22 protein-coding genes and 1 riboswitch are annotated in these 23,736 nt (G+C 72.2%); of the genes, 8 read left to right on the top strand and 14 right to left on the bottom strand.

Annotated elements, in window-relative coordinates; translation table 11 throughout:
- The first annotated feature begins 63 nt into the window (after positions 1–63).
- Complete coding sequence (locus IEZ03_RS35760) at positions 64–210, top strand: hypothetical protein (RefSeq protein ID WP_184879251.1); 147 nt, start codon at positions 64–66, stop codon at positions 208–210.
- On the opposite strand, the gene IEZ03_RS35755 is transcribed toward IEZ03_RS35760, so the two are convergent.
- The 3 genes from IEZ03_RS35755 to IEZ03_RS35745 form a co-directional block, all read right to left on the bottom strand.
- Complete coding sequence (locus tag IEZ03_RS35755; RefSeq protein ID WP_184890275.1) at positions 188–1,333, bottom strand: RNA polymerase sigma factor; 1,146 nt, start codon at positions 1,331–1,333, stop codon at positions 188–190. The two genes, IEZ03_RS35760 and IEZ03_RS35755, sit on opposite strands and share 23 nt — an antisense overlap.
- Positions 1,334–1,341: 8 nt before the next feature.
- Positions 1,342–1,749 (bottom strand): YciI family protein, encoded by a 408-nt coding sequence (locus IEZ03_RS35750; RefSeq protein WP_184879248.1) that lies wholly within the window; start codon positions 1,747–1,749, stop codon positions 1,342–1,344.
- Positions 1,750–1,892: 143 nt separating this feature from the next.
- Positions 1,893–2,210, bottom strand: coding sequence for a hypothetical protein (locus tag IEZ03_RS35745; protein WP_184879245.1), 318 nt, complete (start codon positions 2,208–2,210; stop codon positions 1,893–1,895).
- A gap of 130 nt (positions 2,211–2,340) precedes the next feature.
- Here IEZ03_RS35745 and IEZ03_RS35740 point away from each other — a divergent pair, with 130 nt between their 5' ends.
- A complete protein-coding gene (locus IEZ03_RS35740) occupies positions 2,341–3,168 on the top strand; it encodes a TIGR03620 family F420-dependent LLM class oxidoreductase (RefSeq protein ID WP_184879242.1) in 828 nt (275 codons plus the stop codon).
- A 16-nt stretch (positions 3,169–3,184) separates the two neighbouring features.
- On the opposite strand, the gene IEZ03_RS35735 is transcribed toward IEZ03_RS35740, so the two are convergent.
- Positions 3,185–3,943: an SDR family NAD(P)-dependent oxidoreductase gene (locus IEZ03_RS35735; RefSeq protein WP_229808792.1), complete on the bottom strand. Its 759-nt coding sequence runs from the start codon at positions 3,941–3,943 to the stop codon at positions 3,185–3,187.
- Between the two features lie 68 nt (positions 3,944–4,011).
- Between IEZ03_RS35735 and IEZ03_RS35730 the strand changes: the two genes are divergently transcribed.
- Both IEZ03_RS35730 and metE read left to right on the top strand, forming a co-directional pair.
- Positions 4,012–4,707, top strand: a complete 696-nt coding sequence (locus IEZ03_RS35730; RefSeq protein ID WP_229808791.1) for a histidine phosphatase family protein — start codon at positions 4,012–4,014, stop codon at positions 4,705–4,707.
- 92 nt (positions 4,708–4,799) lie between these two features.
- Positions 4,800–5,021, top strand: a riboswitch (cobalamin riboswitch).
- A 131-nt stretch (positions 5,022–5,152) separates the two neighbouring features.
- Positions 5,153–7,405 carry a 5-methyltetrahydropteroyltriglutamate--homocysteine S-methyltransferase gene (metE, locus tag IEZ03_RS35725; RefSeq protein WP_184879239.1) on the top strand — a complete coding sequence of 751 codons (2,253 nt, stop codon included), beginning with the start codon at positions 5,153–5,155 and terminating at the stop codon, positions 7,403–7,405.
- Between the two features lie 88 nt (positions 7,406–7,493).
- Here metE and IEZ03_RS35720 read toward each other — a convergent pair whose 3' ends face one another.
- The 5 genes from IEZ03_RS35720 to IEZ03_RS35700 form a co-directional block, all read right to left on the bottom strand.
- Positions 7,494–8,270 (bottom strand): ATP-binding protein, encoded by a 777-nt coding sequence (locus IEZ03_RS35720; RefSeq protein WP_184879236.1) that lies wholly within the window; start codon positions 8,268–8,270, stop codon positions 7,494–7,496.
- A gap of 379 nt (positions 8,271–8,649) precedes the next feature.
- Entirely contained in the window at positions 8,650–8,862 is a 213-nt protein-coding gene (locus tag IEZ03_RS35715) for a DUF397 domain-containing protein (RefSeq protein ID WP_184879233.1), read from the bottom strand.
- Positions 8,863–8,868: 6 nt separating this feature from the next.
- Positions 8,869–9,711, bottom strand: a complete 843-nt coding sequence (locus IEZ03_RS35710) for a helix-turn-helix domain-containing protein (RefSeq protein ID WP_184879230.1) — start codon at positions 9,709–9,711, stop codon at positions 8,869–8,871.
- Positions 9,712–9,827: 116 nt separating this feature from the next.
- Positions 9,828–10,028: a hypothetical protein gene (locus IEZ03_RS35705; RefSeq protein ID WP_229808790.1), complete on the bottom strand. Its 201-nt coding sequence runs from the start codon at positions 10,026–10,028 to the stop codon at positions 9,828–9,830.
- 131 nt (positions 10,029–10,159) lie between these two features.
- Entirely contained in the window at positions 10,160–10,987 is an 828-nt protein-coding gene (locus IEZ03_RS35700) for an SAM-dependent methyltransferase (RefSeq protein WP_184879225.1), read from the bottom strand.
- Positions 10,988–11,140: 153 nt separating this feature from the next.
- On the opposite strand from IEZ03_RS35700, the gene IEZ03_RS35695 reads away from it, so the two are divergent.
- A complete protein-coding gene (locus IEZ03_RS35695) occupies positions 11,141–11,983 on the top strand; it encodes an MBL fold metallo-hydrolase (RefSeq protein ID WP_184879223.1) in 843 nt (280 codons plus the stop codon).
- A 15-nt stretch (positions 11,984–11,998) separates the two neighbouring features.
- On the opposite strand, the gene IEZ03_RS35690 is transcribed toward IEZ03_RS35695, so the two are convergent.
- Both IEZ03_RS35690 and IEZ03_RS35685 read right to left on the bottom strand, forming a co-directional pair.
- Entirely contained in the window at positions 11,999–13,213 is a 1,215-nt protein-coding gene (locus IEZ03_RS35690; protein ID WP_184879221.1) for an FAD-dependent monooxygenase, read from the bottom strand.
- The gene (locus tag IEZ03_RS35685) at positions 13,210–13,824 is read right to left on the bottom strand and encodes a PadR family transcriptional regulator (protein WP_229808789.1); all 615 of its coding nucleotides are present in this window, start codon (positions 13,822–13,824) and stop codon (positions 13,210–13,212) included. Before IEZ03_RS35685 ends, IEZ03_RS35690 begins: the two co-directional genes overlap by 4 nt.
- Before the next feature lie 713 nt (positions 13,825–14,537).
- Here IEZ03_RS35685 and IEZ03_RS35680 point away from each other — a divergent pair.
- Positions 14,538–14,924, top strand: coding sequence for a hypothetical protein (locus tag IEZ03_RS35680; protein ID WP_221480522.1), 387 nt, complete (start codon positions 14,538–14,540; stop codon positions 14,922–14,924).
- Between the two features lie 198 nt (positions 14,925–15,122).
- On the opposite strand, the gene IEZ03_RS35675 is transcribed toward IEZ03_RS35680, so the two are convergent.
- Together IEZ03_RS35675 and IEZ03_RS38745 are read right to left on the bottom strand one after the other, a co-directional pair.
- Positions 15,123–15,710, bottom strand: a complete 588-nt coding sequence (locus IEZ03_RS35675) for a sigma-70 family RNA polymerase sigma factor (RefSeq protein WP_184879218.1) — start codon at positions 15,708–15,710, stop codon at positions 15,123–15,125.
- A 154-nt stretch (positions 15,711–15,864) separates the two neighbouring features.
- Positions 15,865–20,331: a cation-translocating P-type ATPase gene (locus IEZ03_RS38745; RefSeq protein WP_184879216.1), complete on the bottom strand. Its 4,467-nt coding sequence runs from the start codon at positions 20,329–20,331 to the stop codon at positions 15,865–15,867.
- Between the two features lie 575 nt (positions 20,332–20,906).
- On the opposite strand from IEZ03_RS38745, the gene IEZ03_RS35665 reads away from it, so the two are divergent.
- The gene (locus IEZ03_RS35665; protein ID WP_184879214.1) at positions 20,907–21,347 is read left to right on the top strand and encodes a pyridoxamine 5'-phosphate oxidase family protein; all 441 of its coding nucleotides are present in this window, start codon (positions 20,907–20,909) and stop codon (positions 21,345–21,347) included.
- Positions 21,348–21,915: 568 nt separating this feature from the next.
- On the opposite strand, the gene IEZ03_RS35660 is transcribed toward IEZ03_RS35665, so the two are convergent.
- Positions 21,916–22,386 carry a hemerythrin domain-containing protein gene (locus IEZ03_RS35660; RefSeq protein ID WP_184879212.1) on the bottom strand — a complete coding sequence of 157 codons (471 nt, stop codon included), beginning with the start codon at positions 22,384–22,386 and terminating at the stop codon, positions 21,916–21,918.
- Positions 22,387–22,620: 234 nt separating this feature from the next.
- On the opposite strand from IEZ03_RS35660, the gene IEZ03_RS35655 reads away from it, so the two are divergent.
- The gene (locus IEZ03_RS35655) at positions 22,621–23,067 is read left to right on the top strand and encodes a hypothetical protein (protein WP_184879210.1); all 447 of its coding nucleotides are present in this window, start codon (positions 22,621–22,623) and stop codon (positions 23,065–23,067) included.
- The last annotated feature ends 669 nt before the right edge of the window (positions 23,068–23,736 follow it).

Here is a 23,736-nt window from a genome sequence, read left to right as displayed (position 1 = left end):
GGACGCTACGCGACGCCGTTCTCGCGGCAGAGATCGACGACCGGCCCGTCCGCGCGGTTCGCGATGCCGAACGCGTTCCGCACCGCGGAGGCGCTCCGGTTGCTCGGCACGTGGGCCGCGACGCAGGACGCCGCCGGACCGGCCGACTATGCCGGCCAGGCCGCGATCCCGCGCTCCGAGCCGGACGTCAAAGCCGGAGGGACGCGTTGAGGCGGGCGGCCTGGCGGGTCAGGTGGTCGCGTTCGGCGAGGGTGGGGGCCTTGTGGGCCGCCTCGGCGTACAGGCGCGCCGCCGTCACCGGGTCGCCGTCTCGTTCGTGGAGGTATGCCGCCACGGCGGTGTAGCGGGGCAGGGAGTCGTCCAGCTCCGCGAGGGCCTTCAGGCCGGCGCGCGGGCCGTCCGCCTCGCTCACGGCCACCGCGCGGTTGAGCCGGACGACCGGGCTGTCGGTCAGCTGCACCAGCTCGTCGTACCACTCGACGATCTGCACCCAGTCGGTCTCCTCGGCGGTGAGCGCGTCGGCGTGGAGGGCGGCGATGGCGGCCTGGGCCTGGAACTCGCCCAGCCGGTCGCGGGCCAGGGCGGCCTGGAGGATCTCGATGCCCTCGGCGATCAGCCCGGTGTCCCAGCGGCTCCGGTCCTGGTCGGCGAGCGGCACGAGGCTGCCGTCGGGCGCGGTGCGGGCGGCGCGCCGGGCGTGGTGGAGCAGCATGAGCGCGAGCAGCCCCGCCACCTCGGGGTGGTCGATCGCGGCGGCGAGCTGCCGGGTCAGCCGGATCGCCTCGGCGGCCAGGTCGACGTCCCCGGAGTAGCCCTCGTTGAACACCAGGTAGAGGACGCGCAGCACGGTGCCGACGTCGCCCGGCCGGTCGAACCGCACGCCGGACACGGTGCGCTTCGCCCGGCTGATGCGCTGCGCCATGGTCGCCTCGGGCACCAGGTACGCCCGCGCGATCTGGCGGGTGGTCAGCCCGCCGACGGCGCGCAGCGTGAGCGCGACCGCCGACGACGGCGTCAGCGACGGGTGCGCGCACAGGAAGTAGAGCTGGAGCGTGTCGTCCACGCCGGACGCGGGACCCGGCGGCGGCTCCTCCTCGACGGCGTCCTCCCGGCGGCGGCGCGCGGTCTCCGCCTTGGTCGCGTCGAGGAACTTGCGCCAGGCCGCGGTGATCAGCCAGCCCTTGGGGTCCCGCGGCGGGTCGTCCGGCCAGACCCGGATCGCCTCGACCAGGGCGTCCTGGACGGCGTCCTCGGCCGCCGCGAAGCCGGCTCCGCGGCGGACGAGGATCGCCAGGACGTGCGGTGTGAGGCTGCGGAGCAGAAGCTCGTCCACCTGGAAGGTCACTCCGTGATCGTGGGCGGCGCGGTGAAGATCGGGCGCAGCTCCAGCCACTCATGGATCGGCTTTCCGCCCGCCCCGGGCGCGGCCGACAGCTCCGCGGCCAGCTCCAGCGCCCGCTCGTAGCTGTCCACGTCGATCACCATCCACCCGGCGATGAGGTCCTTGGTCTCCGCGAACGGCCCGTCGGTGACCGGCGGGCGGCCCTCGCCGTCGTACCGGACCCACGTCCCGTCGGGCCCGAGCGCCCGCTCGTCGACGAACTCGCCGGTCTCCTGCAGCCGCGTCGCGAAGTCCGCCATGTACTGGATGTGGGCCGTGATCTCCTCCGGCGTCCACTTCTCCATCGGCACGTCGTTGACCGCCGCCGGGGCGCCGCGGTAGTGCTTCAGCAGCAGGTACTTGGCCATCGTGGTTCTCCTCGGTGCCTGTGCGACCCATGTCGTCGTCGCTCTCGACACGGGGACGACGCCCGCCCCCGCTTCTCGACATCGCCGGCAGAAATCTCTTCCCCGCCAGCCCAGGATGCCCATACCGCCGGGCGCAGGTGAACTCAGGAGCGGCGGCGCCTGCGGAATCTCCTCCACGCGCCGACGATCACCAGCAGTACCAGCGACCACAACACCGACTGGACGAACTCCCCCTCGGAGGGAACGCCGAGATCCCAATCGAAGAAGAGAGCCGCGATGCCGGAAACCACGAAGATCGAACCGATGAGCATGACAAGGATGGAATGGAAGTACTGGTCGAAGCGGCGCTGCCGGAAGTCGGGCTCCCCCCGCCTCGGCGGGGGGCGCAACCCCCTTACGCCCACACCGACCGCGGCCACGCCGCACAGGGTGAAAAACGCGTGCATGAAGGTGGTCCACACGGTATGCCCCTTCGCTTCCCGGCATTCTCCGGTGGGGCGTCGCGGGCCGCAAGGCGGCGGTTGACCTCAAGTTTGGTTTAGGAACTAGCGTCGCGGGCGTTGGTGGAGGAACTCTAGGGAAGGTGCCGCGATGACACTTGGTCTTGGGCCCATAGGCGTGACCCTCGACGTGCGTGACGGGGGCGGGCATCTCGACGACGCCGTCATGCTGGAGAAGCTCGGGTACTCGGCCGTCTGGATCGCCGGGGGGCAGTTGTCGACGCTGGATCCGCTGCGGGACGTCGTCCGGGCGACCGGGACGGTCCGGGTGGGCAGCGCGATCATTCCCGCGCGGGTGCACCCGGCCGAGGACGTGGTCGCGCTCCGCCGCGACCTGGAGGCCACCGATCCGGGGCGGCTGATCACCGGGCTCGGCGGGGTGCACGGTGAACGGCCGCTGCGCACCATGAACGAGTACCTCGACCGCCTGGACGCGGCCGACCCGCCGGTCCCGGCGGAGACCCGGATGCTGTCGGCGCTGGGGCCGCGGATGCTGGAGCTGGCCCGCGACCGGGCGGCCGGGGCGCTGACGCTGCTGGTCAACCCCGAGTACACCGCGCACGCCCGGGAGATCCTTGGCGACGAGGCGACCATGGCCGTGATGGAGTACGTCGTCCTCGAAAGCGATCCGCAACGGGCCAGGGACACGGTTCGCGGCCCCATCGGCTTCCTGACGCAGGTCGGCGGCTATCCGCAGAACCTGCGCCGGATGGGCTTCACCGAGGACGACATCGCCGGGCCCAGCGACCGCCTGCTCGACGACCTGGTCGCCTGGGGCGACATCGACGCCGTCGCCGCGCGGGTGAAGCGCCACCTGGACGAAGGCGCCGACCAGGTCGTCCTCTCCGTGCAGTCCACCGACCCGGACACCGTGCCCCACGCGGAGTGGCGCGCACTGGCCGACGCCCTCATCGGCTGAGGCCAGACGTCCGGCCTCAGGCTTCTTCGGGGTCGCGGCCCACGGCGTGGCGGCCGCCGTCCACGGGGAGGACGGCGCCGTTGACGAAGCTCGCCTCGGCCGAGAGCAGGTAGGCGACGGCGGCGGCCACCTCGTCCGGGCGCCCGACCCGGCCGACCGGGTGGAGCAGGCGCATCTCGTCCTCGATGCGCGCGGCCTCCGCCGGGGTCTGGCGGCCGAGGAAGGTCTCGTAGCGTTCCGTCGTGATCGAGCCGAGCGCCACGGCGTTGGTCCGGATGCCGTGCGGGCCGTGGTCGACGGCCAGGGCGCGGGTGAGGGCCTCGGTGGCCGCCTTCGCCGTCGCGTACGGCAGGGAGCCGCGCACCGGCCGCTGCGCCTGGTGGGACGACACGTTCACGATGGCGCCGCCCGTCCCCGCGTCCCGGAAGCGCCGCACGGCCGTCACGCAGCCGATCACCGCGGGGTCGAGGTTCAGCGCGATCAGGTCGAGGAGTTCGGTCGCGGACGGGTCCGCCGCGTCGCGGAAGACGGCGGCGTTGTTGACCCAGCCCGCGAGCGTCCCCGCCTCCTGTGCCAGGTCGGCGGCCCGGTCCGCGACGCTCTCGTCCGCGGCGGAGCCCACGACCGGGGTCACGTCGGGGTTGCCGTGCGTCCACTCGACCGCGGCCGGGTCCAGTTCGATGACGACGACCTTGCCGCCGTCGGCCAGCAGGCGTTCGACGATGGCCCGGCCGACGCCGCGTCCGCCACCGGTCACCACGTAGGACTCGCTCACTATCGCCCCTCTCTCGTGCGGCTCCTCCGATCTTCCGTGCCGCCGCGGCCCTGTGTCAGTCTGTCGGCGTGATCACGGTGCGGCGGGTTTGGCTGATCAGGCATGGGCAGAGCGAGTCGAACGCGGGGCTGCCGACGAACGGGCCGGGGGCGTCGCCGCTGACCGAGCGGGGGCGGCGGCAGGCCGCGCGGATGGCCGAGACGTTCACCGAACCGCCCGCGCTCATCGTCAGCTCCCCGTTCCTGCGCGCCAGGCAGACCGCGGAACCGACCGTGGAGCGGTTCCCCGAGGTGCCGCACGAGGAGTGGCCCGTCCAGGAGTTCACCTTCCTCGGCCGGTTGCACGGCCCGCAGACCACCGGTGAGCAGCGGCGGCCCTTCGCCGACGACTACTGGCGGCGGCTCGACCCGGCCTACGTCCACGGCCATGACGGGGAGTCGTTCCAGGCGCTGATCACGCGGGCCCGCGCCTTCCTCGACCGCCTGGCCGGACGTCCGGCGGACGGGCCGGTGGCGGTGTTCACGCACGGCGTCTTCACGAAGGCGGTGGTGTGGTCGCTGCTGAGCGGGGTCACCGAACCCGACGCCGCCGCGATGCGGGCCTTCCGCGACTTCCAGGGGCTTTACGACGTCCCCAACTGCTCGATCGTCGAGCTTTGGCGTCCCGGCGGGCCCTACGGGTGGCGGGTCGCCGCCGGGGCGACGATGCACCTCGCCGAGACGTTCAGCACGCCCGCGACCGCCTCCCACGCGCGCTTCGACTAGCGAGTCGCCAAGTCGTTGACTTGCGGCGTGTTGTTGTTATCCGGCTCGCCATAACAACAACACGCCGCAAGTCAACGAAGCGGGGGCGGGGTTAGACTTCTTCGTGCGGATGGTTCACCCGGGTCCCGTGAGGGCCGCGGGTGTCGTAAGAGGGAACCCGGTGCGAATCCGGGACTGCCCCGCAGCGGTGAGCGGGAACGACCGCCGTCATCACGCACTGGGCCCACGCGGGCCTGGGAAGCGACGGCCAGTAGGACGCCTCGGAAGAGGCGGTGCCCGCGAGTCCGAAGACCTGCCTCCGCCCGTGTACCGGCCGGTACGCGGCGGTCGGCGGCCTCGCGGGAAGGTCTGCGGCACGGCATCGTGCGCACTCCTCTTGCGGGCCGCCCGTGGCACAGCGAGGGAAGCCGCCATGAACACAGCCTCCATGAAAACCACGATCTCCATGAAAACCACGATTCTCGGATATCCCCGGATCGGGGCGCGCCGGGAGTTGAAGTTCGCCACCGAGGACTACTGGGCGGGACGCGCCGGCGCCGACGCGCTCGCCCAAACCGGGGCCGACCTGCGCGCGGCGGTCTGGACCGAGCTGCGCGACGCGGGCCTGGACGCGGTCCCGTCGAACACGTTCTCCTTCTACGACCAGGTCCTCGACACGAGCGTGCTGGTCGACGCGGTCCCCGACCGGTACAGGCACCTGACCGGGCTCGACCGCTACTTCGCCATGGCGCGGGGCGTGCAGGACGTCCCGCCGCTCGAAATGACCAAGTGGTTCGACACGAACTACCACTACATCGTCCCCGAGCTGGGGCCGGACACCCGGTTCCGGCTGGCCGAGGGCGCCGCCGCGAAGCCGCTGGCCGAGTACCGGGAGGCCAAGGCGCTCGGCATCGAGACGCGTCCGGTGCTCGTCGGGCCGCTCACGTACCTGCTGCTGGCGAAGCCCGCGCCGGACGCGCCGGAGGGCTTCCGGCCGCTCGACCTCCTCGACGGGCTCGTCGACGTGTACGCCGAGGTCCTGGAGCGCCTGGCGGGGTCGGGGGCGGCGTGGGTGCAGCTGGACGAGCCCGCCCTCGTCGCCGACCGCACCGAGGAGGAGATCGACGCCCTCGCCCGCGCCTACACGCGGCTCGGGCGGCTGACCAGCAGGCCCCGCCTGATGGTCGCGACGTACTTCGGGACGATCGGCGCGGCCGCGTTGCGGCGGCTGGCCCGCAGCCGCGTCGAGGCGGTCGGGCTGGACTTCGTCGCCGGGCCCGGCAACCTGGACGTCCTCGCCTCCGTCGGCGGCCTCCCGCGCAAGACGCTCGTCGCGGGCGTGGTGGACGGCCGCAACGTGTGGCGCGCCGACCAGCGGCGGGCCAGGGCGACGTGCGCCTCGCTGCTCGGGCTCGTCGATCAGCTGGTGGTGAGCACGTCCTGCTCGCTGCTGCACGTCCCGATCGACCTGGAGGCCGAGACCGCGCTGGACCCGGACGTCCGGGGACGGCTCGCGTTCGCCCGGCAGAAGGTCGCCGAGGTCATCGCGGTCGGACGGGCCCTGAGCGAGGACGTCCCGGCCGCGGCGGAGGCACCGGCGACCCCGGCGGCCGCGGGCATCGACCGGGGCGTCCGCGAGCGGCTGGACTCGATCGGCGACGCGCGGCGCGGCGACCGCGGCACCCGGTTCGCCGCCCAGCGGGAGGCGCTCGGCCTGCCCGAACTCGCCACGACCACGATCGGCTCGTTCCCGCAGACCCCCGAGATCCGCCGGGTCCGCGCCGGCCGCCGCGCCGGGCGCATCACCGCGGCAGAGTACGAGCGGGCGATGAAGGACGAGATCGCCCGCGTCATCGCGCTGCAGGAGGACCTCGGCCTCGACGTCCTCGTGCACGGCGAGCCGGAGCGCAACGACATGGTGCAGTACTTCGCCGAGCAGCTCGACGGGTACGCCGCGACCGAGCACGGATGGGTGCAGTCGTACGGGACGCGCTGCGTCCGCCCGCCGATCCTGCACAGCGACGTCGCGCGGCCCCGGCCGATGACCGTGGAGTGGGCGACGTACGCGCAGTCGCTGACGAGCAGGCCGGTCAAGGGGATGCTGACCGGCCCGGTGACGATGCTCGCGTGGTCGTTCGTCCGCGACGACCAGCCGCTCGCCGAGACGGCCCGGCAGGTCGCGCTGGCACTGCGGGACGAGATCGCCGACCTGGAGGCGGCCGGGATCCGGATCATCCAGGTCGACGAGCCCGCGCTGCGCGAGCTGCTGCCGCTGCGCGCCGCCGACCGCCCCGCGTACCTGGACTGGGCGGTCGGCGCGTTCCGGCTGGCCACGTCGGGCGTCGCCGACACCACCCAGATCCACACGCACATGTGCTACTCGGAGTTCGGCGAGATCATCGGCGCGATCGGGGCGCTGGACGCCGACGTCACCAGCGTGGAGGCGGCCCGCTCGCACATGGAGCTGGTCGGCGACCTGCGCGCCGCCGGGTACGCGAACGGCATCGGGCCCGGCGTGTGGGACATCCACTCGCCCCGCGTGCCCGCCGCGGGCGAGATGGAGGAGAACCTGCGGCGCGCGCTGCGGGCCGTCGAGCCGGCGCGGCTGTGGGTCAACCCCGACTGCGGGCTGAAGACCCGCGGCTACCCGGAGACGGAGGCGTCGCTGCGGAACCTGGTGGCGGCGGCGCGGCACGTCCGGGAGGACGTGGCCGGCTGAGCGACCGGCTGATGTGACCGGCCGGCGAAGCGGCGTGGCGCCGGGTCGCCGGGAAGGGCCACGTGGCCTGACCGTCCCCCCCGTACGGTCAGGCCACGTGGACGTCGTCCATCGCCTCGCAGAGCCGGACGATCTGCTCGCCGACCTCGGTGATGTCGGCGACCGGGAGTTCGCCGGCCTCCCCGGTGCGGGCGCGCCAGTGCAACGTCCCGTCCTCGCACCGCACCCACAGGTCGTCGCAGGACAGGACGGAGACACCCGGCTCGTGCCTGGTCGAGAAGCGGTCGATGCCGCGCTGGACGAGCAGTGAGTGAAGGACCTTCACGGCCTGCGCCTCGCCCCGCGGCATGCGGACATGGCGGCGGGTGCGCGCGATGCGGGTGCGCGGGATCGGCAGGGCGAACCAGGTGGCCTTGCCGCGCAGGGCCGGGGAGCCGAGCCGGGACCGGGACGGGTGGTGCCCCCACCGGCCCTCGGCGAGGATGTCGATGATCTCCAGGCCGCGGCCGCGCTCGCGCATCCGGCCGGGGCCGCCCGGGTGCCCGCGCCATTCCCTGAGCGTGTCGAACGCCTTGACGACCAGTTCGTCGTGGCCGCGCCCGTCGCCCCTCTGGTAGACCCAGAGTTCGGCGTTGGAAGGCCCGCTCCCGGGGATGGCGTGGTCCAGGACGTTGGTGGCGAGTTCGCTGACCATCAGGGCGACGTCGTCGACGTCGTCGACCGATAGCCCGAGCGCTGGGAGCAGACCCGTGACGTGTGCGCGCGCCACGGCCGCGATGGTCTCGTCCCCCGGTAGGGGGAGCGCCGCGCAGCCGCCGGTCTCGAGTCTCCAGGGAATTCCGCGAGCCGTCGCGGTCTCCGTCATGACGCCACCCTCAGTGTTCACGGAGTCCTGCCGCCGCCTATTCGCATTTCCGACAATCGCGACATGAACCCTCATGGTTCGCGAGTCGCTATGTGTGATTCACAGATGCAAGCTTCGCACATTCCAGGCCGGGAGACCCGGCACACGACGAAGGTGGTACGAGCACGATTGAGACGTTCACTAATGCGCCTGAAGCCATACAAAACACGTTTCCACCGGGTGCGGCGAGCGCGTACCGGCGGAGCGGAGACCGGCCGGCGCCGGCGCTGTAGCGTTGAGGACGCCTGAGAGAGGGCCGCACACGTGAAAGGTCCCCCAGGGGTGCAGCCCTGGGGGACCTGGTGTGCGGCCCGATCAGTGCCCAATCCTTCGGGCCTGATCAGCGGTCGTAGCGGCCCGCCCGCACGTCGTCGAGGAACGCGGCGAACACGGGCCGGGCCACGACGTGCGCCCCGGCCTCGGGCGTCCTGCTGTCGCGCAGCCCGGTGGCGGTGTCGAGGTCGGCGACCTCGACGCAGCCTCCGTTGCTGCTCGCACTGGCGGTGGCCTTGAACCACCGTGCTTCGAACCACCGTGCCTGAGAGAGGTCCATACGCTCCTACTCCAGCATCGCGATCATTTTCTCCAGGTGCTCCGCGGTGTCGGCGGGACTCAGCGCCGCCGCGCGGATCTGCTCGAAGATGCGGTCATAGGCCTCCACTTTTCCGGGGGTGTCGATCTCCTGGATGTCGGCGTCGTTCTCGAGGAAGACCATGGGCGGCTCGTCCCCGGGGAAGCGGAAGATGTTGACCAGGGTCGCCATGCCGGGGTGCAGGCCGTCCGACAGGCGCAGGAGCCGCAGCTCGACGTTGGTGCGCGCACCCATGCCGAGCAGGTGGCGGAGCTGGGCGCGGCGGTCCCCCGCGTCGCCCCACTCGTACAGCAGCGACGCCTCGGTGAGCACCGCGATGAGCATCGGCGCGGTGCCGTCGTCGCGCTCCAGGATCTGCTGCCTGCGCAGCCGCGCCCGCAGCGCCCGCTCGCGCCACTCCGGCGGCTTCGACCCGGACGCGAGCAGCGCCTGCATGTACGGGAGGGTCTGCAGCAGCCCCGGCAGGACCAGCGGCATGATCACCCGGATCTCCCGCGCGTCGCCCTCGTAGCCGGGGAACTCGTTCTCGAACACGTCGGAGTACTCGCGCCACCAGGCCCGCCGCCGCGCGCGCCCGGCCAGTTCCTCCAGCTCGGGGAGGTCGCTTCCCTGGTAGATGCGCGCCAGGTCGCGGATGTCGCTCAGCTCGGGCCGCACCCAGTTGTTGGCCTCGAACCGCCCGACCTTGCCCCGGCCCCAGTTCAGCCGGTCGCACACCTGGTTGGCGGTGTACCCCGCCTCGACGCGCAGCTCCCGCAGGCGGCGCGCGAGGCCCCGCTTCGCGATCGTGGCTCCGTAAGCCTCGCTCATCGGAACCACCTCCCCTGACCCGCGCTCCGCTGACACGCGCTCCCCTGAGACTCGCTCTCTTGACACGCGGCCAGCATCATCATACGCCTTCCGAATTTGTGAATCACAGATTTCGGTCAGGACGCGGCGCGGTCGAACTCGCCGTTCTTCACGCCGTCCAGGAAGCAGGCCCACTCGTGCTCGTCGAAAACCGAGATGAGTTCCCCTGAAGTGCGCAGAAGTATCCATTCATTGACAAAAGCGACTTCGATCGAGCCCTCGTCCGTTCCCGAGCGCTTCCAGTCCAGGGCGGCCGGGTCGACGCCCAGCTCAGCCACGGTCGGCTTCCTCATCGCGCCCCCTCCCCCGCCTCTCTCCGTACCTCTCTCCACACCTCTCCGTGCCTCTCCCGACCGTGCTCGTCCCAACCGTGCTCGTCGCGACCGTGCTCGTCCCGACCGTGCCCTGCTCACCCTGTCTTCTTCGCCACAGCGCAGTAGCCCCAGCGGGAGCCTTCACTGTCGGCCTCTTCCGGGTCCTCGGCCCCCCACAGGCCGACGTAGGTGAGGCTCGCGGCGGCCCCCTCGTACGGCGGGACGATCTCCAGGCCGGTGAAGAAGCGCTCGATCTCCCGGAGACTCCGCGGCCTGGCGCCGGCCGTGGACCGCGAGTACACCTCCCGGACCGTACCGACCGCCTTGTCCATCTGCCGGTCACTGGTGATCGAGGACAGCGCGAGGTAACTGCCGGGCGCCAGCCGGTCCATGTACTGCCGGATGAGGCCCCAGGGGTCGTCCTCGTCCGGCACGAAGTGGGTCAGCGCGACGGCCAGCAGCGCCACCGGCTCCGTGAAGTCGATCGTCGCCCGGGTCACCTCGTGCCCGAGCAGGCCGTCCGGGTCCCGGAAGTCCGCCGTGATGAACGCCGTCCCGGACGAGTTCGCCAGCAGCCGGTTGGCGTGCGCCGTGACCAGCGGGTCATTGTCGGCGTACAGGACCCGCGCGTCGGGCGCGACGGCCTGCGCCGCGTCATGGGTGTTGTTCATCGTCGGCAGCCCGGCGCCGATGTCGATGAACTGCCGCACGCCCTGCAGGGTCAGCCACCGGACGGCGCGCTGCAGGAATCCGCGGTTCGCCCACGCCGCGTCCTCGAGCTCCGGCATCTGCTTGCGGACCGTTTCCACGGCCTGCCGGTCGACCTCGTAGTTGTCGGTGCCGCCGAGGATGTAGTCGTACATCCGGGCCGGGCTGGGAACCGTGATGTCCACGCCGGGTGGGGCCTGCTCGGTCTCGCTCACCGTTTTGCCTCCGTCGCCGCAACTTGTGATGCACGAATTATGAAACATGTCCCCCTGGCCCGCGATGGTTCCGCCGGGACCGGCATCGGCGGGCATCACCCCTCCTCACACGGGCATGACCCGGCAATCGAAGCACTCGGGGGAGGAACGATTATGAAAACCGCGCCGAATCTCGCGCTCAGGCAACTGACGATGCAGTTCATCGGCAACGCGACGGCGCTGCTGCGCTGCGGGCCGTTCACGCTGCTCACCGACCCGAATTTCCTGCATCGCGGGCAACGCGCGTACCTCGGAAACGGGCTGACCACGCGGCGTCTCACCGACCCCGCGCTGCGCATCGAGGAACTCCCGCGGCTGGACGCGGTCGTCCTGTCCCACCTGCACGGCGACCACTGGGACCGGGTCGCCCGCGCCAAGCTCGACCGGGGCCTGCCGATCGTCACCACCCCGCACGCGGCCCGGCGCCTCCAGGGATGGCACCGGTTCCGCCACGCGGTCGGCCTGCGCACGTGGGAGTCGCACACCCTCGTGAAGGACGGGGCGCAACTGCGCATCACGTCCATGCCCGGCCGGCACGCGCCCGGCCCCGCGCGGCTGCTCCTGCCGCCGGTGATGGGCAGCCTGCTGGAGTTCGGCCCGGCGGGCGGTGATGCCCAGACCGGCGTCCAGTTCCGGCTCTACATCACCGGGGACACCCTGATGTTCGACGGAATCCAGCAGATCGCCCGCAGAAATCCCGCCATCGACCTGGCCATCCTCCATATGGGCGGCACAAAGCTGCCCGGCGGGCTCATCGTCACCATGGACGCGGCACAAGGCGCCGACCTTCTGGAGACGATCCGTCCCGCGAATGCCGTCCCGGTGCACTACGACGACTACACCGTGTTCAGCTCGTCACTGGACGACTTCCGCCGGGAACTCGACCGGCGCGGCCTGGCGGGAGAAGTCACCTTTGTCGAGCGCGGCCGGACCCACACTTTCACCCACGCCCTATAGAACCTCCCTACCCCCCTACGCTGGCACTTTCTCAGGGGACGTCGCCGGGGCGTCCCAATCGATGGTGTAGCGCTGCTCCGGGCCGAGGGTCTTCTCCGGGTTGAGGAACGTCTTCATCATCAGCGGCATCATCAGCTTCATCATCTTCTTGGCGACCGGGCCCATCGTCTTGCTGTTGTTGGTCTTGTTGCCCCGGTCGATGACCTTCTCGGCCCGCGTGCGGCGCAGCCGCTCGTAGGCGGCGAAGGCGCTCTGCGGGTCGGGGAGGTCGCGCAGGCAGCGGGCGAGCTGCACGGCGCTCTCTATGGCCTGCGAGGCGCCCTGCCCGGAGCTGGACGACGGTGCGTGCGCGGAGTCGCCGACGAGCACCATCCGGCCGCGGTGCCAGGCCGGCACCTTGGGCATGTTCTCCAGCGAGCCGAGGACGGTCAGGGCGTCGGCGTCGGTGTGCGCGAGGATCTCCCGGCAGGGCGTGTCGCCGGCGTACAGGTCGCGCAGCCGGGCGAGCCAGTCGGCCTTGGCCGTCGCGCGCGCCTCCGCCGACGACAGCGGCCGGTCGTGGGGCAGGTTCGCGAACCAGGCGGTGCGGTCGTCGGGCTGCACCCAGTAGCCGAAGAAGCCGCGCGCGCCGAACACGAAGTACGCGGACTCGCGGTCGGCCGGGACCGCGATGTCCGCCGCCGCCCCGAAGTTGAGCAGCCGCGTCGTCTCCGGCTCGGGCGCGGCCGGGTCGATCAGCGTGCGGACGGTGGAGCGGATGCCGTCGGCGCCGACGAGCACGTCCGCGGTCGCGCTGGTGCCGTCCGCGAAGTGGGCGGTGACGCCCTCCGGGGACTCCTCGGCGCCGACGAGCCGCTTGCCGTACTCGACGCGGACGCCCTGGGCCTCCGCGGTCTCGTGCAGGACGCGGCACAGCTCGTCCCGCCACAGCCCGCGGCTCGGCGGCAGCCCCGGCAGGCCCGGGAGGTCGCCGAGCCGCTCGCCGCGCCCGTCGCACAGCTGCGCGCGGGTGAGCGGCTGGCCGATGCCGAGCACGGCGTCCTCCGCGCCGATGACGCGCAGGGCGGCGAGCCCGTTGGGCGCGACGGTGAGCGTGACGCCCACGCCGTCGGCCGCGCTCGGATACGCCTCGTACACCGTCGCCTCGACCCCGGCCTTCCGTAGCGCCATGGCGGTGACCGGGCCGGCGATCCCGCCGCCGATGACCAGGGCCGTCCTCGCTGCAGTCATGATCGGCTCCCGAACTGTTCGTGCCACTTGCGGACGTGGTCCGGGTCCCGCATCGCCTCGATCAGCTCGGCGACGAACCCGGATTCGGCTTCCAGCAGGGCGGCCCGGTAGCGCTCCTCGACCAGGAACACCCACTCGACGCCCTGGGCGATGGCGGCGTCGGCCCGCCCGCGGATCTCGGCGATCTCGGCGGTCAGCGCGGCGTTCCGCGCGGTGAGCAGCCGGACGGTCTCGTCCGGCGGCAGCACGGCCAGCAGCGACAGCGCGACGCCGAAGTGCGGGTACTCGTGCCGCGGCCGCGCGACCAGCTCGCTCAGCCAGTCGCGCATCTCCGCCCGCCCCTCCGGGGTGAGCGCGTAGACCGTGCGCTCGGGGCGCTGGGTGTCGCGGACGGTCGCCTGCTCGGCGATGAACCCGGCCTTGGCCAGCTGCTTCACCACCATGTAGAGCGAGCCGCGGTTGTACTTGATGTTGCGGTCCTGCTCGCTCTCCTCCAGCCGACGCGCCAGCTCGTAGGGGTGCATCGGCCCGAGCATCAGCCAGGCGAGCACCGCCAGCGCCAACGGGTTGCCCACCTTGCGCCGCTTCTCCACCGAAGCCACCGAATCCACCGAACCTTCCATAGCCAAGTTCAACTATCCACATCCAAATAGTCAGTGTCAACTATATGGGGAAGCGGGGGCGCACCACGACGAGACCTTTCGATCACCTTTCCTCCGGGAGCGCTTGCCCGGGGAAGCGCTCGGGAATGGTGCCCGTGTTCAACGGCCGGGACCCGCCGGAGACCGGTCCGCACAACGCCACGCACGGCATCCCACGCACGCACCGCGATCGCGGCGCCCACTGCGTCCACCTTGGAGGTCTTGTGAGTTCTGCCCCGTCCACCGAGCGCACGACCGGTCTCGGCGACCCTGATCCCCACACGGCCGATGCCCTCGTAGCCGATCCCCTCACCTCGGTCATCGACACCGTCATCGCCCCGGCCGCGCGGGCGGCGACCTCGTCCGGCTCCAGGCGCGGAAAAGCTGGGTCACCGCCGCGGGCGAGGCGGACACCTACGTCTGGTCGAGCCGACCGCTGAACGCGTCCGGCCCCATGACCCTCTGGACGGTGCCCAGCCAGTCGGACGGACTGACCGTGCAAGGCCCGTTCGACGGCCTCGGCCTACGCGGGAACGCGTCCAGCCCCGTCACCGCGGACGGCGTCGCCGCCATTGCACGGTCGGTGACCGGCCGTGGCCGGACGGCTGCCCCCGATCCGGGATGCGCAATAGCATGGGGTGATCCCGGTGCAGCGGGTGGCTGCCTTGAGTAGAGGTGAGTGGATGTACCCGTACCCTCAGAGCGGCACCGAGCCCGTCCTGCTGCAGATCGGTGACATGTCCCTGACGAGCACGCACGTGATCCTGCCCCATGGGCAGTACCCGCTGCACGGCGCCCAGTGGACCGTGCACGACTCGACCCAGATCACCGAGAGCATTTCCACGGCGGGCATCATCCTCACCGTCATCTTCGTCTGGTTCTGCCTGCTGGGCCTGCTGTTCCTGCTGATGAAGGAGACCCGCTACCTCGGGTTCGTCTCCATCTCCGTGACCGGCCCCGGCTTCCACCACACCGCCCAGTTCCCGCCCGGCCCGCAGTCGAGCGCCTGGGCCGCCCAGGCGATCGCCCAGGCCCGCGCCATAACCGCCGCAGCCCCTCCCTACGCCTGACCCACACCCAACCCGAGGGCCTACCCCGAGGCCTGCCCGCGCCCCCACGCCCGACCCCGGCCACGCACGCGAGCGCGTTACCTGACCGGTGGGGGCGAAGCCGAAGGCGAGCCCCTACCGGGAAGATCGCGAAGCGATGCCGCGCTCGCCCAGGCCAGGTCACGTAGCGAGCGCCGGCGAGTGAAGTGGGCTGGACTGCTATGACACAGCGACGAAACCGCGTTCGCGGGCGTAGTCCTCCAGTTGGGTGCGGAGCCGGCGCCGCCCCCGGTGCAGGCGGGACATGACGGTGCCGATCGGGACGCTCATGATCTCTGCGATCTCTTTATAGGAGAAGCCCTCCACGTCGGCGAAGTAGACGGGCAGCCGGAACTCCTCGGGCAGGTCGGCGAGGGCCTGCCGCACCTCGGAGTCGGGGAGCCGTTCCAGCGCGGTGGTCTCGGCCGATTTCAGGCCGCCCGGCGTGTGCGAGGCCGCCTCCGCGAGCTGCCAGTCCTCGATCTCCTCGCCCGGAGCCTCGGTGGGCCGCCGCCGCTGCTTGCGGTACTCGTTGATGTAGTTGTTGGTCAGGATGCGGTACAGCCAGGCTCTCAGGTTGGTCCCCTCCTTGAACTGGTGGAACGACGCGTAGGCCCTGGCGTAGGTGTCCTGGACGAGGTCCTCGGCGTCCGTGGGGTTGCGAGTCATGCGCAGCGCGGCGGCGTACAGCTGGTCGATGTAGGGCATCGCGTCCCGCTCGAAGCGTTGCCGCTCGTGGTCCGCCCCCGGATCCGTCATCGTCGGCATCAGGGGCCCCTTCCGGTGCCGCTCCGGACACGGGACCGCGGTTTCCGAGCTGCAATGGTCATTTCATCCCCCCACTCGTACCTGAAAAGCTCCGTATGCCCCGTATAGACCGCGCTTAACGATCAGGTGTGACATCTCCGGGCCGCGGCGCTGGTCAGCCGGTCGCCGCGGGCGGGAGCAGGCGAGGGGCGAGGGCGGCGCCCAGGGTCGCCGCGACGGCCGACGCGACGACGATGGCCCAGGCGCCGGGGCCGAGGGGCGTGCAGCCGAAGAAGTGGCTGAGGACCGGCAGTTCCACGACGGCGAACAGGGCGGCGGCCGAGACGACGCAGGTGGCGATGACGAGCGGGCTGCGCCAGCGGGCGATGAGGGTCTGGCCGAGCTGGGCGCCGACCAGGGACGCCAGCGCCATCGTGGACGCCCGGCGGCGGCCGCCGGGGACCAGCCGGGTCAGCCGCCCGGTCTGCCAGCTCACCAGCGCGGCCGCGGCCGTGGCGGTGCCGCGCACCCAGAGGACGCGCCGCATGTCCTCCCCCGTGAACCCGCGACTCGGCGCCGCACCAAGCTCATCGGCCCCGCGCTGCTCGCCCTCGCGCTGGTCCGCGTCCTGCTGGTCTGCGGTGGTCGGTGGCGGGGTGGGCGGGGTGAGGGCCACGGCGAGGGCGGGGAGCATGTCGGTGAGCATGTTGACGACGAGCAGTTGCCGGGTGCTCAGCGGCGCGTTCCCGCTGAGGGCCGTTCCGAGGATGGTGAAGGCCACCTCGCCCGCGTTGCCGCCGACGAGGATGGCCGCGGCGTCGCGGACGCTGTGCCACAGGGCGCGGCCCTCGCGCAGCGCCTCCAGGATGAGCGCGGTGTCCGGCGCGGTGAGGACGAGGTCCGCCGCGCTGCGGGCCGCGCCGGAGCCGCGTCCGGCGACCGCGATGCCGACGTCGGCACGGCGGATGGCGGCGGCGTCGTTCACGCCGTCGCCCGTCATCGCGACCACCCGCCCGGCCCGCCGCAGATCCTTGACGATGCGCACCTTCTGGGCAGGGGAGACGCGGGCGAAGACGGCGGCACGCTGCACCGCACGGAGCCGTTCGCCGGCGGACATGGCGTCGAGCTCGGCCCCGGTGACGACCCGGCCGGCGCCCGGGATGGCGAGCCGCGCGGCGACCGCGGCGGCGGTGGCCGGATGATCGCCGGTGATCATGGTGGTCCGCACGCCCGCGTCGTTCAGCCGCCGCACCGCGTCCTCGGCGGTGGGACGCGGCGGATCGGCGATGCCGATGAAGCCGAGCAGCGTGAGGTCCTCGACGTGGTCGGCCAACTCCCCCTGGAACGCGGCCGGGTCCGGGACGGGCCGCTCGGCGACCGCGAGCACCCGCAGCCCCTGCCCCGCGAGGCGCCGGACGGTCGCGGCGGCGGCACGGCGCCGGGCCGGGGTGAGCGGCTCGTCGGCGTCGGCGCTGCTGCGCGGGGCGTGGATCAGCGCGCACCTGCCGAGCAGCACCTCGGGCGCGCCCTTGACCGCGAGGACGGTCCGGTCGCCGTCGTGCCCGAGCGAAGCGGAGAACCCGCGGGTGGCCTCGAACGGGAGTTCCTCGTCCAGCGACCAGCGGTCGTCCGGCGGCAGGTCGGCGGCGCGGTCGAGGACGGCCCGGTCGGTGGCGTGCGGGGCCTTCGTCCCGCGCGGCGGCGGTGAGGCGCGCACGGCCGTCCGGAGGATGCGCTGCCCGGCCGCCCCGGTGAGCGACAGCGGGCGTGCCGGACCGGCCGCGGCGACCAGGCGGAGCCTCCCCTCGGTGAGGGTCCCGGTCTTGTCGAAGCACAGGGTGTCGACGCGGCCGAGCGCTTCGAGCGCCCGCGTCGAGCGGACCAGCACCCCGAGGCCGGACAGCCGCCGCGCCGCCGCGAGCTGGGACAGGGTGGCGACCAGCGGCAGCCCCTCGGGGACGGCGGCCACCGCGACCGCGACGCCGGAGCCCAGGGCGCGGCGCAGCGACAGCCCGCGCAGCATCCCCAGCGTCGTGACGGCGGCGCCGCCGAGCACGGTGGCGGGGAGCGCCTCGTGGGTGAGCTCCGCGAGCCGCGCCTGCATGCTGGACGAGGCGTCCATCGCCCCGGCGAGCGCGGCGGCGCGTCCGGCCTCGGTCGCGTCGGCGGTGGCGACGACGAGCGCGACCGCCTCGCCGGCGACGACCGTGGTGCCCTCGTACACCATGCAGTGCCGGTCGGACGGGTCGGCGCCCGGTGCCGGCTCGACGTCCTTGCCGACCGGCACGGACTCGCCGGTGAGCGTCGCCTCGTCCACCTCCAGCGACTCCGCCCACAGCAGGCGGGCGTCCGCCGGGACGACGTCCTCCGACCGGAGCAGCACCATCTCGCCGACCCGCAGGTCACCCGCGGAGACCTTCTCGACGTCGGCCGACCGCAGACGCGCGAACGCCTCGGAGTCGGCGGCGTCGGGTGCGGCGCGCAGGCGGCGGGCGCTGACCTGCTGCCCCAGGAGGAGGTCGCCCAGCACCCGCTCCGCGCGCATCCGCTGGGCGCCGCCGATGAGCGCGTTGCCCGTCATGACCCCGGTGACCAGCAGCGCGTCCACGCTGGAGCCGACCACGGCCGAGGCCGCCGCGCCCAGGGCGAGGACGGGCGTCAGCGGGTCGTCCAGTTCCTGCCGCACCGCCGCCGCCAGCCGCGCCCCGGCGCCCGCGGGCCGGGACGACTCGGCGGCGGGCCCGGCGGACGGGACGCGGGACAGCCGCCGGTACGCCTCCTCTGCGGTGCGGGCGTGCCAGGCGTCGCGGACGACGGGCGGCGGCGGCGGACGGTGGTCCAGCCGCCGGGCGCTGACGGCGTTGGTCAGCATCGCGATCATGCCCGCCATGTGCACCGGCGGCAGTTCCCGCCAGCCCGCGAGCCCGCGGCGCCGGGGCCGCCCGCCCGCGATGAGCAGCGCACCGAGCGCCGACGCGCTCAGCGACAGCTCCGCGGCGCGCTCGCTCGCGCGCCGCGCGGGCCGGACGGCCGCCAGCACCCGCCACGCGTCGGCGAGCTCCGGCCCGCAGACCAGGTCGGCGCGCCAGTCCACCGATCCGCCCTCGCAGAGGACGCTCACGCCGACGTCGGCCGCGTCCAGCGCCCGGTCCTGCCCGCGCGAGATCACCAGGACTCCATGACCTTCCTGCTGCAGGGCCCGCACCGAGTCCGCGAGGTCGTCGACGGTCACCGGGGAGTCGTCCCCCCAGGCCACGAGCTCCCGGGTGCTCGCGTGCTCGGTCAGGACGACCACGTCGGCCGCCTGGTGCGCCGCCGCGAGCAGTCCCTCGGCCGTCGGGTCGAGCGCGCAGCCCACCAGGACCTGCCCGCACAGCCGGTCACGCTCGTCCAGCAGGTCGAGGGTCATGCCCTCGGGGCCGGCGGGGGTGCCGGACACCTTCACCAGGCGGCGGTCCCCGGCGGCGCGGCCCGCGATCAGCGCGCCCGCGGTGCGCCAGACGTCGGTGTCGTCCAAGCGCTCGCCGGTCGCGGACAGCATCCGCAGTTCCCCGCTGCACAGCACCGCGGAGTCGATGACCACCGCGCTGACGCGGTCGAGCCTGCGCACCGCGCCCGGTTCCAGCACCACCACGCCGCGGCGGGCCAGGTCGTGCGCCAGCACGGAGGCGAACGCGTCCCGCCCGTTCTGCGCGGCCTTCGGCATGGTCGCCAGCAGCAGTTCGGCGGCGGCGGACATGTCGCGCGTGGCCGCGAAGACACCGGCCCCGCCGAGCAGATGCCCCAGCTCGGTGCGGTTCGCGGCCCGCTCCACCGGACCGTCCGGCAGCGGGCACGGCCGCCGCCTCGGGGCACCGCACTCCTGCGGCTGCGGCCCGGCCGCCAGGTCCGGCTCCCGGCGCCGCCACGCGTCCCGGCGGGCCGCGACCTCGTACAGCTGGAAGACGCGGTGCACGGCGTCCGTGGCGAGCGGGGCGATGCCCTGCCCTGCGCCCTGGAGGACGGCGTTGGCGGTGCCGAGCAGAGCGTCGGTGCGCATGCCGCCGAGCGACCGGTCCAGCATCCGCCGCACGTGGGGCGCCGCGTCCGCCACCGAGACCGCCGCCCGCACCGGGCTCGGAATGGGCGGCAGGACGAGCAGCCGCCCGGCCACGGCCCCGACCGCACCCGCGCAGTCCGCGACAAGGGCGGACATGGCCGCCGCCCAGGCCATCTCGTCATCGGGCGGCGCGGCGTGCACGCCTTTCTGGGCGGCTTGCGCGTCAGGCCGGGCGGCGCTGTGCGCCTCCTCCACGTCGCGGACGGTCTCGATCAACGCGTCCAGGCCGACCTCGGCTTCCGCGAAGGCGACCAGGACGTGGCCGGTGACGGCGTTGACCTCCGCCCAGTTCACCCCGTCCAGCCGCCGCAGCGCGCCCGTCAACGCGTCCACGTACCGCCGGTGCCGGCCTCCGGCCCCCGACAGCCCGTTCACCTGGATGTGAGCGCGCCCCTCGCCGATCCACACGCGCCGCCGGGGCCTTCCACCGGCCAGCGTCGCGAGCGCACCGGCCCCCTCGGAGACCCGCCGGGCGCCCGCGTCCACGAGCGTGACCGGCGCGTGCGCCACCGCCCTGACCAGGGACGCCCCCGGAATCCCCACCGCCAACTCCCCCTGCCGCGGCTCCGCCAGTGGCCCCGCTCCACTGACGAACGCCGGGCTACCCGCGAACACGCACGGCAAACAGGCGGTCACCGGGATCCCTCGCCGTTCTCCCAGGTGGGCGGGGGCAATCGGCAGGTCGCGGGACGTCCAGCCCGGGATCGGGGTCGGCTCCCGCATCCAGGGGCACAGGCGCCGGTAGACGCCGAGGACGTCACCGGGGCGGGGCCGCCGGGTCCTTGGCCGGGAGGGCGGCGACCAAGGCGTCCAGTTCGCCCGTGACGCCATCCAGCGGCGGAGGCGGCTGGGAGCACCTGCGGGCGATCTCGTCCAGGACATGCGGCGACTGGTACCTACGGCAATAAGCGGTCGCGCCTGCCCAGCTCACCGTGCCAGCTCACAAGCACCCGAATGAAAAGGACGCCACTGAATACTGTTCAACTCCATGCGTTACATGCGCCATGTGGCCCTTGGAAGTGTCCACTCATCAGATCAGGAGCAGAGCGCCCTGGTCCGCCGTATCGTCGGAACGCCGGGTCTCGGGCATGCTGGGAGATCGGCGGAGAGGAGCCGTGATGACCCTGGTGATGAGCGCGGCCGAGCGGGAGGCATTCCTCGCCGGCACGTACGTGGGCATTCTGAGCGTCGCGGACGAGGCCGGCCGGGCGCCGCTGGCACTGCCCGTCTGGTACACCTACGAGCCGGGCGGCGAGATCACCTTCATCACCGGCCGCGACAGCCGCAAGATGGCCCTGATCCGGGCGGCGGGCCGGGTGAGCCTGGTGGTTCAGGAGGCCGCACTGCCCTACCGGTACGCCTCGGTGGAGGGACCGGTCATCGGGTTCGAGGACCCGGCCCGTCCCGAGGACCGCCGCGCACTGGCCGAGCGCTACCTAGGCGCCGAAGGCGGCGCCGAGTACCTGGAGGCGACGAAGGACGTCGCCGGGGAAATGGTCCTGACACGGGTGCGTCCGGAGCGCTGGTACACCCGCGACTACACCAAACAGTCCCGCTAACGATCCTGATGGCCCTCAAGGCAAACGGCTTCGCGGTGGGTGGTCTTGGCGGACGATCACCATCCCGGCATCGTGGCGCTGTGCTGTCGGAACGCGGCTGACCCGGGGCAGGACGTCCTGCCGGTGGTGCTCGTCTGCGATCCCCGGCTTGCCTAGGAGCCGAGCGGCCATCACGGTGAGGCGGTCGACCAACTCGGTCGCCCCCTGCACCTCGAAGTCCAGGTCAAGGTGGGCGATACGCAGCGCCGTCCATACCAAGGGAGTCGGCGGTGCTGCCCAAGACGCAGGTGCAGGTGGGCGGCTCCGTGGAAGACCCCGGGCTAGGCGGCTCGCGGTGACGTACCGCACCCCTTCGAAGAAGTGCAACGGACGGCACCGCCGCGTCCGATCGCCGCACGGCCACAAGCCACAGAGCACCGACACGACGGCCACCGGCAACGGACGCCCGCGCGATTCTTCATGCCGAACATGCTTCCCGGGCCACCGCACCAGCCGCTCCGGTTCGCGGACGTCCCGCGATACAGCGGAGGCCGCCGGACGTCGTCCGAACTGACGCCCGCTGGGACGGTCACAGAGGCCCCAGCACTGCGTCGGGGTCCGCGTCCAGCGCCAGTGTCTCCAGGACGGACAGCAACCGTCGCTCCTCGTACCGGAAATGCGACTCCATGATCGCCGCCAGCCCTTCCAGGTGCCTATCCAGTTCCGCAGGCGGGGCCGCGCGAGCCGCGGCAGCCTGGAGCCCGGTCAGCAGGTGCTCGATCATCGAATGGTCCTGCCGCAGGTACCGCAACGTCTCACCCAGCTCGGGATGCCGCTCGGCGATAGCGGGAAACAGGTCACGATCCTCGCCCACGTGGTGCGCACTCAAGGCAGCACAGAACCCGTGACAGAACAGCAGCAGATCCCTGGTCGCCGACTCGGCCTGCTCACCAGCGGCCAATGCGTGCCGGGTCACCTTCAGCGCTTCGCGAAGCCTGTCATGCACGCGGCGCAATTCATTGCTCCAGGCCACCAGCCTGGTCTTCTCGCCCTCACCCACAGGTGGAGAGCGAAGGTACGACGATCATCGTCGTCGATTCCCTTCGGTCCGGCGCCTCCATGCCTGGCACGGCCTGCCACCAGCACGCGACGCTGCAGGCGAAGGTACCACGAAGCAGACAGCCCCCAACCGTCCGCGAACGGCAACCACTTCCGGACAGTGACCGGGATCCACTGCCAGGACCTGTTCGGGCCTTGCCAGCCCCACACTCAGATCCTTTGACACACTTCTCTCGTGATCGAACTGACCGACGATTTCCTCAAGCTCAAGCCCGGAACCATCTGCTACTGGCCGGCCACCCTAGACCATCCGGTCGCTGGAACCTGGCACATCACGATTCCCCTTGAGCCCTTCTCTGCGGACGACGAGTACGAGCCCGCCACCTTCCGACCCGGCGACGGCGGGCCAGAACTCGTCAAGACGGAAATATCACTCGATCACATTCACCTGTCAGCCACCGAACTGACCGGTCTGAGCCAACGCACCTTCACCTTCCCAGTGAACCCAGAGGACGGCTACATCGACGGCTCCATCTATCTCGTCGCCTCCCACTGCCCAGTCGATGTCACCGCATCGAGTTCGGCCAAGCCACCCAGGACCACATCCCCGCCACCCTCCACGCCTACTTCGACTTCGACGCCGCAGGCGCCATCGACATCCAGAACCGCACAGCCGACCTGAAGACGGTCCTGCACTTCGAACTCGGCCGCCCCGCCACCTGAAAGCCACTGAGTCCGCACGCCCCCGTCCTTCCGGCGCATTCGAACAGGCAATTCACTTCCCGAGATCACCTAGAGCTCGGAAGCATCCACGGCCTTCTTGAGCAACTGCGGCGATTCGCCTAGGCGGCCGAGACACCCACCAGGCTCGTCCACCACAAGGCGCCGCACTCCCTCCCCAGCAATCTCTGTCTCACCCGGCTGCGGCAGCATGCGGGCCGAGCTGCTCGCCCGCAGCGTCCCGCAGGCGCCCGGCCACGGCCCCGTGACGCGCAGAGGCGCCGGCCGCAGACCGCGGACCGGCGCCTCCCTGAACGGCCTCAACGGCGCCTGCGCCTACGGCTCCATAGGACCAGAGCGGCCACGGTGACCCGTGCATCCTGGCCGGGGCGGGCGCTGGGCGAGACTGGCTTGGCCAACCCGCTCGCGACGGGCCCGGCGGCGTGGCCCAAAAGACGACCAAGAAACGACGCCAACCAGCACCCCCCATACCCACAAGGACCAACACGGCACCATATTTCTGGCCGATGAGGCCTCCAGGTCCTCACGGGCGGCAGGGAGGGGCGGCGTCTCACCTCAAAATCTGACCGGTGTGGCATACACGTGCCGCAAGAGATGTGCACCGACCCGC

This window comes from Actinomadura livida (assembly GCF_014648675.1).
Taxonomy (GTDB): Bacteria; Actinomycetota; Actinomycetes; order Streptosporangiales; family Streptosporangiaceae; genus Spirillospora; species Spirillospora livida.
Note: the sequence above shows the minus strand (reverse complement) of the source record. Positions and strands in the feature narration are given on the sequence as shown.

Bases quoted from the DNA above. Each gene is read 5' to 3' on its own strand.
- IEZ03_RS35760 (WP_184879251.1), top strand. From the start codon at position 64: ATGCCGAACGCGTTCCGCACCGCGGAGGCGCTCCGGTTGCTCGGCACG.
- IEZ03_RS35750 (WP_184879248.1), bottom strand. From the start codon at position 1,749: ATGGCCAAGTACCTGCTGCTGAAGCACTACCGCGGCGCCCCGGCGGCG.
- IEZ03_RS35740 (WP_184879242.1), top strand. From the start codon at position 2,341: ATGACACTTGGTCTTGGGCCCATAGGCGTGACCCTCGACGTGCGTGAC.
- metE (WP_184879239.1), top strand. From the start codon at position 5,153: ATGAAAACCACGATTCTCGGATATCCCCGGATCGGGGCGCGCCGGGAG.
- IEZ03_RS35720 (WP_184879236.1), bottom strand. From the start codon at position 8,270: ATGACGGAGACCGCGACGGCTCGCGGAATTCCCTGGAGACTCGAGACC.
- IEZ03_RS35715 (WP_184879233.1), bottom strand. From the start codon at position 8,862: ATGGACCTCTCTCAGGCACGGTGGTTCGAAGCACGGTGGTTCAAGGCC.
- IEZ03_RS35710 (WP_184879230.1), bottom strand. From the start codon at position 9,711: ATGAGCGAGGCTTACGGAGCCACGATCGCGAAGCGGGGCCTCGCGCGC.
- IEZ03_RS35695 (WP_184879223.1), top strand. From the start codon at position 11,141: ATGAAAACCGCGCCGAATCTCGCGCTCAGGCAACTGACGATGCAGTTC.
- IEZ03_RS35690 (WP_184879221.1), bottom strand. From the start codon at position 13,213: ATGACTGCAGCGAGGACGGCCCTGGTCATCGGCGGCGGGATCGCCGGC.
- IEZ03_RS35680 (WP_221480522.1), top strand. From the start codon at position 14,538: ATGTACCCGTACCCTCAGAGCGGCACCGAGCCCGTCCTGCTGCAGATC.
- IEZ03_RS35675 (WP_184879218.1), bottom strand. From the start codon at position 15,710: ATGCCGACGATGACGGATCCGGGGGCGGACCACGAGCGGCAACGCTTC.
- IEZ03_RS35665 (WP_184879214.1), top strand. From the start codon at position 20,907: ATGACCCTGGTGATGAGCGCGGCCGAGCGGGAGGCATTCCTCGCCGGC.